Here is a 13,902-nt window from a genome sequence, read left to right on the forward strand (position 1 = left end):
CAGGCGCCCGTCAAATCGGCCGGTTATGGTCGCGGTCCACGGCGCGGCGCTGCGGTGCCAGCAAGATCCACGTGACGAAGGGCCACAGGGCGACGGCCACGAAGCTCTCGATGAAATTGAGCCAGCCGGGGAAACGACCCGAGACGATCAGGCGCGTCAGCAATTGCAGCGCCTGCGTCAGCAGCAGCAGCGGCAGCACATGCAGCGCCTGCGTCAGGATGGGGAACCACAGCACGCGGCGGTGCATCATGATGGCGAAGTAGGACAGCAAGGTGTAGGCCAGCGCATTCTCGCCCAGCAGGGTCGAGTCGTGCACGTCCATCATCAAGCCCATGAAGAACGCCACGCCGATGCCGACCTTGCGCGGCTGGTGGATGCCCCAGAAGACCAGCACCAGGGCGACGAAATCGGGCACGCCGACGAACTGCCCCCATGGCAGCAGGTTCAGCAGAAAAGCGCACAGCAGGGAAAAACCGATGAACAGGGGGCTGACCGGCAGCAGGATGTAATGCGGGCGGTTCATCGTGTCGCCTCCTTCGGTGGCACGGCGGCAGGTACCACGGCCGGTTTCGGCACGGCGGCAGGCGTGGCTGGCGGTTTTGCCGCGGGGGTGGTGGTGGCGGGCGGGGTGGTGGTGGCGGGCGGGGTTGCCGCAGCGGCCGGGTCCTTGATGGGTGCCATCTTGCCGGCGATCTTGCGGCCCGTCTTGACGTCTTCGACTGGCGGACGCGGTGGGATCTCCGGCGACGTCATCAAGATGAGCAGTTGGGTGTTGCGTTCGATGCCAGCCAGCGGCTGGCACACGACGCGGCCAAATGGACCGTGCGCATTGCGCTCGACCAGGGTCACGCGCGCCACGGCCAGGCCGGCCGGATACAGGCCGTCGAGGCCCGAGGTAATGACGATGTCGCCGATCTGGATGTCGGCGGTGGGGGCCGTAAAGCGCAGCTCCATGGTGCCGGACTTGCCGCGGCCGATGGCCACGCTGCGCACGCCATTGCGCAGCAGCTGCACGGGAATGGCCTGTTCTTCATCGGTCAGCAAGGTCACTTCCGAGGTGAACGGGAACACGCGCGTGACTTGTCCCACCACGCCCAGGTTGTCGATCACGGGACGGCCCAATTCGACGCCATTCTGGATGCCCCGGTCCAGCACGATCTTGCGCGTGGCCGAATCGCGCGTGTCATACAGGACTTCAGCCATCATGGTCTTGACCGGAACTCTTTCGCGCGCCTCCATCAATTTGCGCAAATGGTTGTTTTCAACGATATTGAGCTGCGCCTGCTGCATGATCTGCGCCGAAGCGATTTGTTCGTGCTTCAGCTCGCGCACCTGTTTTTCCAGGGAGGACAGCGAAGAAAAGTAGTTGCCGACGCCAAGCGCCACGTCGCGCGGCACCAGGGCCGCCATCTGCACCGGATACAGCACCGTGCCGACTGCCTGGCGCACGGCCGTCAAGGCGTGCATGCGCGAATCGACCAGCAACAGGGCGATAGAGATGCCGGCGAACACCATCATCTTGACGCGGGCGGAGGCGCCTTGTTTGAAAAGTGGCGGAGGACTGTATTCCATGACTTCCAATAATCAGGCCAGGCGCAGTGCGCCAACGTGCAAGCCCCGGTCGAACGCCGGCGCCAAAACCAAAAAAAGGCCGGAGTTGGTTTCCGGCCCTTCTGTCAGATTATTCGTAGGAGAAGATCGAGCCGAGCTTGTCCATACGCTCCAGAGCCATCCCGGAACCGCGCACCACACAGGTGAGCGGGTCCTCGGCCACCAGCACCGGCAGGCCGGTTTCCTCCATCAGCAGGCGGTCCAGGTCGCGCAACAGTGCGCCGCCGCCCGTCAGCATCATGCCTTTTTCGGCGATGTCGGCGCCCAGTTCCGGCGGTGTCTGTTCCAGCGCGTTCTTCACGGCCGAGACGATGTTGTTCAGCGGATCGGTCAGCGCTTCGAGGATCTCGTTGCTGGAAATGGTGAACGAACGTGGGATGCCTTCGGACAGGTTGCGGCCCTTGACTTCCATTTCCTTCACTTCCGAACCAGGGAAAGCCGAACCGATGGCCTTCTTGATGGCTTCGGCCGTTTGTTCGCCGATCAGCATGCCGTAGTTGCGGCGGATGTAGTTGACGATGGCTTCATCGAACTTGTCGCCGCCCACGCGCACGGAACCCTTGTAGACCATGCCGCCCAGCGAAATGATGCCCACTTCCGTGGTGCCGCCGCCGATGTCGACCACCATCGAGCCGGTCGCTTCGGATACGGGCAGGCCCGCGCCGATGGCCGCTGCCATCGGTTCTTCGATCAGGTACACCTGCGAAGCGCCGGCGCCCAGCGCCGATTCGCGGATCGCGCGGCGCTCGACCTGGGTCGAACCGCACGGCACGCAAATGATGATGCGCGGCGAAGGACGGAAGAATTTCGAGTCGTGCACCATGCGGATGAATTGCTTGAGCATCTGCTCGGTCACGGTGAAGTCGGCGATCACGCCATCTTTCATCGGACGGATCGCTTCGATATTGCCCGGCACCTTGCCCAGCATCTGCTTGGCTTCCTTGCCGACTGCCTGAATGGTCTTCTTGCCATTCGGACCGCCTTCCTGGCGGATGGCGACAACGGACGGTTCGTCCAGGACGATACCGAGGCCGCGCACATAAATAAGGGTGTTGGCCGTGCCCAAGTCAATGGCCAGATCGGTGGAGATATACCTGCGTAAAAAACCAAACATGAGTGTCCTGTAGCGCATCGAGCTGCGCAAAAGCTGTTTATGGGGAGTTTCAAAGCGGGCGCTTTCAGGCCCCCTGAAAATCCATGAAGGCGATTTTCCCGGGTGTCACTTGGCGCTTGCGCAATCTTTTCTATGCTGCGGCAGCGGTCCATCAGCGCCGGCAACGCATTAACCCGCCATTCTACCTTATAATTTGAATGCGATTTGCTCAAAAACCATGGAAAAGTGCGACTCTTGCGGCCGCGACTTACGCGGCATTCCTCGGCTTTTGTAAGCAAAAAGGCAGCAAATACCCGCGTTTTATCAAAACGCCAACTTAATACTCATGCGCGTCACTCCGCGCCATTCGCCATGTCCCTGACACTCTCCGACGTAAAACGCATCGCCCACCTGGCACAACTTGAAATGGCCGACGATCAGGCCGTCACGTCGTTGGCCCAATTGAACAAGATTTTTGCACTGGCGGAACAAATGCAAGCCGTCAATACCGATGGCGTGGCCCCCCTGAGCCACCCACTGGCCGCCCACATGGACAATATCGCCCTGCGCTTGCGCGAAGACATCGCCACCGAAGAAAATCGCCGCGACGCCTATCAGGCCGTGGCGCCGAAAGTCCAGGATGGACTCTATCTGGTGCCAAAAGTGATCGAGTAATTGCGCAGCTCCATGCTTTTGCCATCCCGTCGAATATCAAAATAGAAACGCCATGCATACAAAATCCATCAAACAGCTGTCCACGCTTTTGCAGAACAAGGAAATTTCCGCCGTTGCACTGGCGACGCACTTCCTCGACCGCATCGCAGCGGACACTTCGAACGCCTTCCTGCACGTCGACCGTGCCCTGACCCTGGCGCAAGCGGCCGAGGCCGATGCGCGCATCGCCGCCGGCACAGCCACGCCATTGACGGGCGTGCCGATCGCCCACAAGGACTTGTTCGTGACGAAAGGCTGGCGCACCACGGCCGGCTCGAAAATGCTGGCCAACTACGCCAGCCCGTTTGACGCCACCGTGGTGGAAAAATTCCAGGCGGCCGGCATGGTCACCCTGGGCAAGGTCAATTGCGATGAATTCGCCATGGGTTCCGGCAACGAGAACTCGGCCTTCGGCGCCGTGCAGAACCCGTGGGACAAGAACGCCGTGCCGGGCGGCTCCTCGGGCGGCTCGGCCGCCGCCGTCGCAGCCGGCCTGACGCCAGCGGCCACCGGCACCGACACGGGCGGTTCGATCCGCCAGCCTGCCGCTTTTTGCGGCATCACCGGCATCAAGCCAACCTATGGTCGCGTCTCGCGCTTCGGCATGATCGCCTTTGCCTCGTCGCTGGACCAGGGCGGCCCGATGGCCCGCTCGGCCGAAGACTGCGCCCTGCTGCTCACCGCCATGGCAGGCTTCGACGCACGCGACTCGACCAGCCTCTCACCGGAGCAAGGCGGCGTGGCGGAAGATTTTTCGCGCAGTCTGGATCAACCTCTCACAGGCTTGCGCATCGGCGTGCCGCGCGAGTATTTCGGCGAGGGCCTGGCCAAGGACGTGGAAGCGGCCGTGCGCGGCGCGCTGGCGCAGTATGAAAAACTGGGCGCCACCCTGGTCGACATCTCTCTGCCGAACACGGCCCTGTCGATTCCCGCCTACTACATGATCGCGCCGGCCGAAGCGTCGTCGAACCTGTCGCGCTACGACGGCGTGCGCTACGGCCACCGCGCGGCCGAGTACAAGGACTTGCAGGACATGTACAAGAAGTCGCGCGCGCAGGGCTTCGGCCCGGAAGTGCAGCGCCGCATCATGGTCGGCACCTATGTGCTGTGCCATGGCTACTACGACGCCTACTACCTGAAGGCGCAAAAGATCCGCCGCCTGATCGCGCAGGATTTCGACGCCGTCCTGAATGGCCCGAACGCCGTCTGCGACGTCATCATGGGCCCCGTCGCGCCGACTGTCGCCTGGGACCTGGGCGACAAGACGGACGACCCGGTCGCAAACTACCTGGCCGACATCTACACCCTGTCGACCAGCCTGGCGGGCCTGCCCGGCATGTCGATCCCTTGCGGTTTCGGCGCGGGAGACAAGAATGGCAAGCGCCCAGTCGGCCTGCAAATCATCGGCAATTACTTCGGCGAAGCCAAGCTGCTGAACGTGGCCCACCAGTTCCAGCAAGTGACGGACTGGCATACGCGCGCTCCTGCCGGCATCTAAATATATATTTGCGCCGCTTTGCCGGCGCCACCAGAAAAAAAGCGAGAACACTATGCAATGGGAAGTCGTCATCGGTCTTGAGAACCACGTGCAGCTCACGACCGAATCCAAAATTTTCAGCGGTTCGCCGATCAAGTACGGCGCCGACGCCAACACACAGGCCAGCCCTGTCGACCTGGCCCTGCCAGGCGTGCTGCCGGTGATGAACAAGCAGGCCGTCGACCGCGCGATTCGCTTCGGCCTGGCCGTGGGCGCCACCGTCGCGCCGCGCTCGGTCTTCGCGCGCAAGAACTATTTTTATCCCGATTCGCCCAAGGGCTACCAGATCAGCCAGTTCGAAGACCCCGTCGTCATCGGCGGCGCGCTGACCTTCGGCTATGAAAAGGATGGCGAATTCGTCACCAAGACGGTCAACCTGACGCGCGCCCACCTGGAAGAAGACGCCGGTAAATCGCTGCATGAAGACTATGCGGGCATGAGCGGCATCGACTTGAACCGCGCCGGCACGCCGCTGCTGGAAATCGTCTCGGAACCGGAAATCCGCAGCGCCGCCGAAGCCGTGGCCTACGCCAAGGCCCTGCACTCGCTGGTCATGTGGCTGGGCGTTTGCGACGGCAACATGCAGGAAGGCTCGTTCCGCTGCGACGTCAACGTCTCCGTGCGCCCCGTCGGCCAGAAGGAATTCGGCACCCGCTGCGAGATCAAGAACCTGAACTCCTTCCGCTTCATCGAGGAAGCCGTGCACGTCGAAGTGCGCCGCCAGATCGAACTGATCGAAGATGGCGGCAAGGTCGTGCAGGCAACGCGCCTGTATGATCCGGACCGCAAGGAAACGCGCGAAATGCGCAGCAAGGAAGACGCCCAGGATTACCGCTATTTCCCGGACCCTGACTTGCCGCCGCTGGTCATCTCGCCAGAGTGGATAGCCACGGTCAAGGCCTCGATGCCGGAACTGCCGGCCGCCATGCGCGCGCGTTTCATCAGCGAATACGCGCTGCCGGAATACGATGCGCTGGTGCTGACGCAATCGAAAGCCATGGCCACCTATTTCGTCGCCGTGGTCGACAAGGCCGGCAAGGAAAATGCCAAGGCCGCCGCCAACTGGCTGATGGGCGACGTGGCGTCGACCCTGAACCGCGAAGGCGTGGACCTGGACGACGCGCCCGTCTCCGCCGCGCAGCTGGCCGCCATGCTCAAGCGTATCGCCGACGGCACGATCTCGAACAAGGCGGCGAAGGAAGTCTTCGCCGGCATGTGGGAAGCCAAATCGAGTGACGAACACCTGGTCGATACCGTCATCGATACCAAGGGCCTGAAGCAGATCTCGGATTCTGGCGCCCTGGAAGCCATCGTCGATGAAGTGCTAGCGGCAAACGCCAAATCGGTGGAGCAGTACCGCGCCGGCAAGGAAGCAGCCATCAACGCGCTGATCGGCCAAGCCATGAAGGCATCCAAAGGCAAGGCCAATCCGGCCCAGCTGACGGAACTGCTGAAAGCCAGGCTGGCGGGCTGACCGTCCGCTTGAAAAAAAAGGACGCCGCGGCGTCCTTTTTTTATGCACCGCATGGAGGCTTTCGTCTCTACGGGGCACCGGCTGCTGCCGCATCAGCGGGCTTGCGACAGAAGAAGGAACTGAACACCGTGCCGACGTCCCGGCACACCATGAGTGGCAAGGCTTCCTGCGTATCGTCGTCAAGCACGCTGACACCGCAGCCCCCCAGAGAGAAGAAACCGCCTGCTTTGTCATTCGTCCGCAAAGTGTATTTGTGCCCTTCCTGCAGCTTGGCAGCAAAGGAAATCGAACACTCGTAAGAAGAATCCAAGGGATAACTGACGAAAAAATGCGACACGCCAGCCGGCAGCCTGGTCACGACGGGCCTGGATTGGTTATCCTTATTAAAACTGGCCAGCGTAAAACTACGCTGGGCAGCCCATTTTCCGTCCGCGGCAAAATCGACCTCGTTACGCCACACGACAGCCACTTTCCTCGATCCCGTGAAAATAGGCTTGATGACCAGCGTCGTCGAAGGTTGCGCCGGATTCGGCAAGATATATTGGGGGTGCGGCGCCGTATTAATGCATCCGGCCAGAAGCAAGGTACAGGTAGCCGACAGGATTGCTGCTTTCAGTGTCATGGGGGAGAGTAGGGCCAGGCTTAGCCAGGCTTAAATAGATGAATGAACAGGCAGCGTGCCAAACAAAGCAAACTGTATTCCTGATGAAATTAAAAATAATTATATAACAATTTCCCAAATGCAACAATTTAACAACAAGATCATGGCGTCGAGCAAGTCAGGCAACCGCCGCCCGCTTGCGGGTATGATCATGGATTCTTCCACGCACCTGTGAACACGCCATGAACAAGATCAAAACCGGCCTGGTCGGCTACGGCTTTGCCGGCTCCACCTTCCACGCTCCCGTGCTGTCCACCATCGCTGCCCTGGAGCTGGCGGCCATCGCCTCCAGCAAGCCGGACCTCGTGCACAAGGATTGGCCGCAAGTGACCGTGTATGCGGAAGCGGCGCAGCTGTTTGCCGATGCCTCGATCGAGCTGGTCGTCATCGCCGCGCCCAATGAGGCGCATTTCAGCCTGGCGCAAGCGGCCCTGCAAGCGGGCAAGCACGTGGTGGTCGATAAGCCGTTTACCATTTCCAGCGCCGAGGCGCAGACCCTGATCGTCCTGGCCAAAGAGCGCAAGCTGGTGCTCAGCATATATCACAACCGACGCTGGGATGGCGACTTCCTCACCTTGAAAGCGCTGCTGGCACAGGGCACGCTGGGGCGCATCGCCAGTGTCGAATCACATTTCGACCGCTTCCGCCCCGAGATCCGCCAGCGCTGGCGCGAGTCCGGCGCGCCCGGCGGCGGTATGTTGTACGACCTGGGTCCGCACATGCTGGACCAGGCCGTGCAGCTGTTCGGCCAGCCGCAAAAACTGTCTGCCGATATCGCCCTGCAGCGCGATGGCGCGCAGGCTGTAGATTATTTCCACCTTGTTCTGTACTACGACCGCTTGCGCGTGGTGCTGCAGGCCGGCTGCCTGGTAAAGGCGCCGACGGCGCGCTTCGCCGTGCATGGCGACAAGGGTAGTTTCGTGAAGTTTGGCCTCGACCCGCAGGAAGATGCATTGAAAGCAGGCGGCAGGCCGGGACAGCCCGGCTGGGGCGTGGACCCCGTGCGCGGTGCGCTGCACCTGGGCACGCAGCCGGACGGACATGTTGAACACCTGGAGATGCAGGCGGGCCGCTACCAGGACTTTTACCAGGGCATGGCCGACGCCATCCGCCACGACGCACCGGCACCCGTGGCGGCCGAAGATGCGGCAGCGACGATACGCCTGATCGAACTGGCACTGCAAAGCGCCGCCGAAGGCCGCGTGCTCGCGGTCAGTTGATCAAGGTCAGTTGATGACAAAGGCCAGCACCACGGCACCCAGCGCCAGCAGGGCCAGGCCGCAAATGAACAGCAGCTCGCCCCACCATTCGTAGCGCAAGCGCGACTGGCCGGGGCGCAGCGACATGAACGAGAGCACGGCGCTGACGAGAAAGACAATGGCATCGACGGCGAGCAGCTTGTCGATGGCCACGCGCACTTCGCCGCGCGGCGCCAGGTGTCCGATCGACAGCACCGTCATGCATACGCCGACCATCGTTGCCGACGTGGGCAGGATATGCGCCGACAAGCCCCGTTCGGGCGCCTTGCCGTCGCCGCCCTGCATCAAGGCCGGCCCTGGTTCGTTCCCGCCGGCCAGACCAGCTCCACCCGCGCGGACGATCCCGCCTTGACCTGCGCCTTGCGTTCCAGCGTCTTGCCGGCCAGCGTGGCGCGCAGGCTATAACTGCCCGGCGCCAGTTTCGCCAGCAGGAACGGTCCGCTGGCCGTCGTTTCCAGCGCCAGCACGCCCTTGGCGTCGCGTATCTCGAGCTTCACGTCGGAGGCAAATTCCGCCTTGCCCGCCGCCTGCACGGAAAACACGAGACTCAAGGGCCATTGCCGGCTGGCGCTCTTGATGGCAGTCGACTCATCGAGGCCGATGCCGCCGCTCAGGTACTCCACCGCCCCGCTCTTCTGCACGGGCGGCAGTGCGCTGTCGGTTTGGGCCTGCGCAGCACTTCCCAGCAACAGCCCGGCGGCCAGCATTGCCGCCGCCAGGCCCAGGGTACCGCGTCTGTCTGGTGCCATCTCACTCTCCTCAGGTCGGTTGAATCAAGATAGGAAGCGCAGCTTAAACAGGGCTTAGCCCCACATCAGCGCCGGCGCATGGCCTCGGCGATCTTCTGGTCCGTCTTGTACTGGCTCAGCGCATACACGGCCCAGATCGTCGCTGGCAGCCAGCCGATCAAGGTGATTTGCAGGATCAGGCAAATGATGCCGGCAATGGGGCGGCCGATGGTGAAAAAGGTCAGCCACGGGAGTATCAGGGCAATCAGCAAGCGCATCGTTCGTTCCTTGAGTATTCCCCTGTGCCGCGGGGACCGGGCCGGCATGCGCCGGCGGTGAATTCAGTTAAACCGATTATAACGATACTGGCGCCTCAAGGCGCTACGGGTGCCAGCAGTTTCTCCATCCACGCAAGGATCGCGGCGAAGATCACGTCGCGGTTCACTTCATTGAAGTTCTCGTGGTAATTGGCCGGGTAAAAATGGTAGTCGAGCAGGCCATCGGGCACGCTGCGCAGCATGCTTTCCGTGGCGCGGCTATCGGCCAGCTTGTCGTCGCCCGCCACCACGGCGAACAGGGGGAAACCCCAGCTCGACAAGCCACCCGCCAGTTCCTTTTGCGCCGACGTCAAGGCATGGGCAAAGCGCACCGACGCTGCACTGGCGCGGATGCCGTCGAGCTCGTCCTGGAAATGGCGCGCGGTGATGGTTTGATCGTGCGTCAGCAGCATGGTCAGATTCCCCAGCGGTACCTTCATCGTCGGGAAGCGCCTGGCCAGCCAGCCGGACAGCATCTGCAGCACCTTCGGCACGGGAATCGCATTCACATAATACGGCGATGAGATGATGAAGCCCCGGATGGCCAGGTCGCCCGCAAAACGCCGCAGGCCCAGGTGCGTGGCGATCAGGCCGCCCATGGAATGGCCCATGACAAAGATGGGCAAGCCGGGATATGCCTGCTTGACCCAGGCAAGGAACAGCTCCGCGTCGTCAAGGAAGGCCTCGAATGAAGGAATATCCACCTTGCGCTTGCCATCGTGGCCCACCATGTCGAAGCTGACGGTGGCGATGCCGTGCTGGCGGAAGTACAGCGCCGGCGTGACGTAGTCGCCCGCATGCGCCATGCCGCCGTGGATCGCCAGGATCACGGCGCGCCGGTGGTGTGGCTGTGGCGGCTGCCAGATGTGGATGGGCCGCTCGACCTGGTCGCTGCACAGCAGGCTGGCCATCTTGTCTTCTGAAAAACGCATCGCTGCTCCTGTCATGCCCTGTCACGCCTTCAGATGATCGATCAACTGGCGCGCATACAGGGGTAATTCACTGAACTGGCGCACGCAGATTGTCAGATTGCGTACCGACCAGGGATCGGATAATTCCAGGCAGCGCAACGCCATCGTCTGCTGGCAGCGGCTGGCCGCCGCCAGCGGCACCACGCTGATGCCCACGCCGCTGGCCACCATGCGGCACACGGCATCGAAACTGCGCAGGCGCACGCGCACCTTCAACGGACGCCCCAGGCGCGCCGCATGCATACCCAGGTACTGCTGCATCGCGCTGTCGTCGGCCAGGCCGATGAAATCGTGATCCAGCAGCGTGGAGAACGCGACGACGCCGTCCTGGCCGAGCGCGCGGTGGTGCACGCCATCGGCCGCCGCGATGACGACCAGCCGGTCGGGGCGAAACAAAAACGTCTGCAAGCCGCGCATGTCGACCGAGTCGGACACGATGCCCATGTCGGCCAGCCCTTCCGAGACGGCCTTGACGATATCGTAACTGAGGCGCTCTTCCAGGTCGATGGTCAGGTTCGGATGGCGGTCGAGAAAAGCACCGAGCGCCTCGGGCAAAAATTCGCTGAGCGCGGCCGTATTGCACAGCAGCCGCAACTGCCCTTTCAAGCCGCGCGCAAATTCACCGAGTTCGCCGCGCATTTTTTCCATTTGCAGCAGCACCAGGCGCGCGTGATGCAGCAAGGTCTGGCCCACGGGAGTCGGCTCCACGCCGCGCCGCCCGCGCAGCAGCAAGGGCATGCCCAGCATCTCTTCCATGCCACGCACGCGCGCACTGCTGGACGCCAGCGCCAGGTGGCTGCGCGCGGCGCCCGCCGTCAGGCTACCCGCCTCCACCACGTTGACAAACAGCTGCAAGTCGACCAGATCAAAACGCATGGCAGCTCTCCTTTTCGCCATCTTATCAGCCTTCGGCTATCACTTAGGCTGACTCAAAATAATCCGCCTTGGCGAAAGTCGCGGGCAAGCGCAGAATCCACGCAAAATCACTGTGGAATAAAAAAGATGGAGACGTCATTCCTGCTGGCCGTCGGCGCCAGCTTCCTCATCGCTGGCTTCGTCAAGGGCGTAGTCGGACTGGGCTTGCCGACGGTGGCCATGGGCACGCTCAGCCTTGTCATGCCACCCGTGCAGGCGGCCGCCCTGCTGATCGTGCCATCGATGGTGACGAATGTCTGGCAGCTGGCGGCCGGCCCCGGCCTGCGCGCCCTGCTGCGGCGTCTGTGGCCCATGCTGGCGGCCGTCATGGCCGGCACCCTGGCGGGCGGCGCGTTGCTGCCGACCGACAGCGGCGCCTGGGCCGTCGGCGCGCTGGGCGTGGCGCTGATGCTGTATGCGCTGGCTGGCCTGTTCTCGCTGCAGCTGCGCGTGCCGGCGCGGCACGAAGCCTGGCTGGGACCCGTGGCGGGCGCCGTGACGGGACTCGTGACAGCGGCCACGGGCGTGTTCGTCATCCCCGCCGTGCCGTATCTGCAGGGACTGGGACTGGCGCGCGATGCGCTGGTACAGGCGCTGGGCCTGGCGTTTACGGCGTCGACCGTGGCGCTGGCGGCCAGCCTGGCCCTGCACGGCGACTTCAGCCTGGGCGCCGCCCGCGCCTCCGTGTATGCGCTGCTGCCGGCGCTGGCCGGCATGCTGGCCGGTCAATGGCTACGCGGGCGCATCGCGCAGCCAGTGTTCAAGCGATGCTTTTTTGTCGGCCTGTTCGCTCTGGGCCTGCATGCGGCACTGCAACCATGGCTGGCGTGATGAAGATAGACTGGCAAGGGGACAGCGCGCTGTGCGCGTGGATCGACGGCCAGCAGGTGGCCATGCTCGACATCAGCAACTGCGCGAACGGGGTGACGGTGAACATGCTGTTCGTGAAACCGCCGTTCCGTCGGCGCGGCATCGGCGGCGCGCTGCTGCGGCGGCTGTTGCAATGCCATCCGCAAGCTAGCATCGCCTGCAGCGACCCGCGATTGCGGGCGCTGCTGGATAAGACTACTTAAATGCCATACCTGGTGCGGTAGGCGGAAACGGCATCTTTATGTTTCAGCAGTTCCGGATCGGCGCCAGCGCCATTCAGGTAGCCAAACAAATCGTCCAGGTTGCCGATCGAGATGACGGGGATGCCATACTGTTTCGACACTTCCTGCACCGCCGAACTTGGCGACAGCTGGCCGTCCGGGCCAGAACGCTCCATGCGGTCCAGGGCGATCAGCACGGCGCATGGCTCGGCGCCGGCGGCGCGGATCATGTCCACCGATTCGCGCACCGAGGTGCCGGCCGAGATCACATCGTCAATGATGACGACTTTGCCATGCAGCTTGGCGCCGACGATGGTGCCGCCTTCGCCATGGTCCTTGGCTTCCTTGCGGTTGAAGGCGAACGAGGTGTTGCGGCCCTTGCCGGCCAGCGCCACGGCGGTGGCCGACGCCAGGGTGATGCCCTTGTAGGCGGGGCCGAACAGCATGTCGAATTCGACGCCCGAGTCGAGCAGGGTCTGCGCGTAGAACTGCGCCAGCTCGGCCAGGGTGGCGCCGTCATGGAACAGGCCCGCATTGAAGAAGTACGGCGATGATCGCCCGGCCTTGGTGGTGAACTCGCCAAACCGCAAGACTCCCTTGGATACTGAAAACGCGATAAACTGCTGGCGTAAATTATTCACATTAGCCTCATTTTTTAAAAGTGCCTGTATTTTAATCCGCGCGCAGCGGCGAGACAATCGCCATGCCGCGCCCGCCGGCCCCGTCCAGCGCTCTTTCACTCTAGACCTATGCCAAAAATTATCTCCGCCAACCTGAACGGCATCCGTTCCGCCGCCAAAAAAGGCTTTTTCAACTGGATGGGCACGCAGACCGCCGATTTCATCTGCGTGCAGGAATTGAAGGCGCAGCTGCCCGACATGACGCCCGAATTCCTCAACCCGCACGGCTACCATGGCCATTTCCACTACGCCGAGAAAAAAGGGTATTCGGGAACGGGCGTATACAGCAAGGTCGAACCGGACGCCGTGCATATCGGTTTCGGCAGCCCGGAATTCGATGCCGAAGGCCGCTACGTGCGCTGTGATTTTGGCAAGCTGTCCGTCATTTCCGTGTACTGCCCGTCCGGCTCATCCGGTCCGGAACGCCAGGAAGCCAAGTTCCGCTTCATGGAACTGTTCCTGCCACACCTGCTGGAATTGAAGGCGCTGGGCCGCGAAGTGGTCATCTGCGGCGACTGGAATATCGCCCACCACGAAATCGACCTGAAAAACTGGAAGGGCAACAAGAAGAATTCCGGCTTCCTGCCGGAAGAGCGCGCATGGCTGACGCGCGTCTTCGACGAAGTGGGCTTTGTCGACGTGCACCGCGGCCTGGACAAGCGCGAAGACCAGTACACGTGGTGGAGCAACCGCGGACAAGCCTACGCAAAGAACGTGGGCTGGCGCATCGACTACCACGTCGCCACCCCCGGCATCGCGGCCCAGGCGCACACGGTCAGCGTCTACAAGGACGAACGTTTTTCCGACCATGCGCCCTTGATCGTCGATTACACCATCAAGGCGTAAGTCAC

At 62.6% G+C, this 13,902-nt stretch carries 17 protein-coding genes; 7 read left to right on the plus strand and 10 right to left on the minus strand.

Annotated features, from left to right (window positions below; translation table 11 throughout):
• Positions 1-10: 10 nt before the first annotated feature.
• The 3 genes from mreD to ACQ4WP_RS09770 all read right to left on the minus strand — a co-directional run bounded on the left by mreD (position 11) and on the right by ACQ4WP_RS09770 (position 2,725).
• Positions 11-523 (minus strand): rod shape-determining protein MreD, encoded by a 513-nt coding sequence (gene mreD, locus ACQ4WP_RS09760; RefSeq protein WP_035824494.1) that lies wholly within the window; start codon positions 521-523, stop codon positions 11-13.
• Entirely contained in the window at positions 520-1,572 is a 1,053-nt protein-coding gene (mreC, locus tag ACQ4WP_RS09765) for a rod shape-determining protein MreC (protein ID WP_436520054.1), read from the minus strand. The genes mreD and mreC overlap by 4 nt, the downstream gene beginning before the upstream one ends.
• Positions 1,573-1,681: 109 nt before the next feature.
• Positions 1,682-2,725, minus strand: a complete 1,044-nt coding sequence (locus ACQ4WP_RS09770) for a rod shape-determining protein (protein WP_010393186.1) — start codon at positions 2,723-2,725, stop codon at positions 1,682-1,684.
• Between the two features lie 351 nt (positions 2,726-3,076).
• Here ACQ4WP_RS09770 and gatC point away from each other — a divergent pair, with 351 nt between their 5' ends.
• The 3 genes from gatC to gatB are packed head-to-tail and all read left to right on the plus strand — an operon-like array spanning position 3,077 to position 6,429.
• Positions 3,077-3,379 (plus strand): Asp-tRNA(Asn)/Glu-tRNA(Gln) amidotransferase subunit GatC, encoded by a 303-nt coding sequence (gene gatC / locus ACQ4WP_RS09775; protein WP_436520056.1) that lies wholly within the window; start codon positions 3,077-3,079, stop codon positions 3,377-3,379.
• A 52-nt stretch (positions 3,380-3,431) separates the two neighbouring features.
• Entirely contained in the window at positions 3,432-4,916 is a 1,485-nt protein-coding gene (gene gatA / locus ACQ4WP_RS09780) for an Asp-tRNA(Asn)/Glu-tRNA(Gln) amidotransferase subunit GatA (protein WP_436520058.1), read from the plus strand.
• 52 nt (positions 4,917-4,968) lie between these two features.
• Positions 4,969-6,429 carry an Asp-tRNA(Asn)/Glu-tRNA(Gln) amidotransferase subunit GatB gene (gene gatB, locus ACQ4WP_RS09785; RefSeq protein WP_436520060.1) on the plus strand — a complete coding sequence of 487 codons (1,461 nt, stop codon included), beginning with the start codon at positions 4,969-4,971 and terminating at the stop codon, positions 6,427-6,429.
• A gap of 67 nt (positions 6,430-6,496) precedes the next feature.
• On the opposite strand, the gene ACQ4WP_RS09790 is transcribed toward gatB, so the two are convergent.
• Complete coding sequence (locus tag ACQ4WP_RS09790; protein ID WP_436520062.1) at positions 6,497-7,051, minus strand: hypothetical protein; 555 nt, start codon at positions 7,049-7,051, stop codon at positions 6,497-6,499.
• A gap of 221 nt (positions 7,052-7,272) precedes the next feature.
• Between ACQ4WP_RS09790 and ACQ4WP_RS09795 the strand changes: the two genes are divergently transcribed.
• The gene (locus ACQ4WP_RS09795) at positions 7,273-8,310 is read left to right on the plus strand and encodes an oxidoreductase (RefSeq protein ID WP_436520064.1); all 1,038 of its coding nucleotides are present in this window, start codon (positions 7,273-7,275) and stop codon (positions 8,308-8,310) included.
• A 6-nt stretch (positions 8,311-8,316) separates the two neighbouring features.
• Here ACQ4WP_RS09795 and ACQ4WP_RS09800 read toward each other — a convergent pair whose 3' ends face one another.
• The 5 genes from ACQ4WP_RS09800 to ACQ4WP_RS09820 all read right to left on the minus strand — a co-directional run bounded on the left by ACQ4WP_RS09800 (position 8,317) and on the right by ACQ4WP_RS09820 (position 11,241).
• Complete coding sequence (locus ACQ4WP_RS09800; RefSeq protein ID WP_436520066.1) at positions 8,317-8,634, minus strand: hypothetical protein; 318 nt, start codon at positions 8,632-8,634, stop codon at positions 8,317-8,319.
• Positions 8,634-9,098 carry a carboxypeptidase regulatory-like domain-containing protein gene (locus tag ACQ4WP_RS09805; protein ID WP_436520068.1) on the minus strand — a complete coding sequence of 155 codons (465 nt, stop codon included), beginning with the start codon at positions 9,096-9,098 and terminating at the stop codon, positions 8,634-8,636. The genes ACQ4WP_RS09800 and ACQ4WP_RS09805 overlap by 1 nt, the downstream gene beginning before the upstream one ends.
• Positions 9,099-9,163: 65 nt before the next feature.
• Entirely contained in the window at positions 9,164-9,355 is a 192-nt protein-coding gene (locus ACQ4WP_RS09810; RefSeq protein WP_092716721.1) for a YqaE/Pmp3 family membrane protein, read from the minus strand.
• A 95-nt stretch (positions 9,356-9,450) separates the two neighbouring features.
• On the minus strand, positions 9,451-10,326 hold the full coding sequence (locus tag ACQ4WP_RS09815) for an alpha/beta fold hydrolase (protein ID WP_436520070.1): 876 nt from the start codon (positions 10,324-10,326) through the stop codon (positions 9,451-9,453).
• A 21-nt stretch (positions 10,327-10,347) separates the two neighbouring features.
• Positions 10,348-11,241: a LysR family transcriptional regulator gene (locus ACQ4WP_RS09820; RefSeq protein WP_070222806.1), complete on the minus strand. Its 894-nt coding sequence runs from the start codon at positions 11,239-11,241 to the stop codon at positions 10,348-10,350.
• 126 nt (positions 11,242-11,367) lie between these two features.
• On the opposite strand from ACQ4WP_RS09820, the gene ACQ4WP_RS09825 reads away from it, so the two are divergent.
• Positions 11,368-12,111 (plus strand): sulfite exporter TauE/SafE family protein, encoded by a 744-nt coding sequence (locus ACQ4WP_RS09825; protein ID WP_436520072.1) that lies wholly within the window; start codon positions 11,368-11,370, stop codon positions 12,109-12,111.
• The gene (locus ACQ4WP_RS09830; protein WP_436520074.1) at positions 12,111-12,353 is read left to right on the plus strand and encodes a GNAT family N-acetyltransferase; all 243 of its coding nucleotides are present in this window, start codon (positions 12,111-12,113) and stop codon (positions 12,351-12,353) included. Before ACQ4WP_RS09825 ends, ACQ4WP_RS09830 begins: the two co-directional genes overlap by 1 nt.
• Here the strand turns inward: ACQ4WP_RS09830 and pyrE are convergent.
• Positions 12,350-13,012: an orotate phosphoribosyltransferase gene (pyrE, locus tag ACQ4WP_RS09835; RefSeq protein ID WP_436520076.1), complete on the minus strand. Its 663-nt coding sequence runs from the start codon at positions 13,010-13,012 to the stop codon at positions 12,350-12,352. The two genes, ACQ4WP_RS09830 and pyrE, sit on opposite strands and share 4 nt — an antisense overlap.
• 108 nt (positions 13,013-13,120) lie before the next feature.
• On the opposite strand from pyrE, the gene ACQ4WP_RS09840 reads away from it, so the two are divergent.
• Positions 13,121-13,897, plus strand: a complete 777-nt coding sequence (locus ACQ4WP_RS09840) for an exodeoxyribonuclease III (protein ID WP_436520078.1) — start codon at positions 13,121-13,123, stop codon at positions 13,895-13,897.
• Positions 13,898-13,902: the final 5 nt, after the last annotated feature.

It is taken from the genome of Janthinobacterium lyxosi (genome assembly GCF_051380665.1).
GTDB lineage: Bacteria > Pseudomonadota > Gammaproteobacteria > Burkholderiales > Burkholderiaceae_D > Janthinobacterium.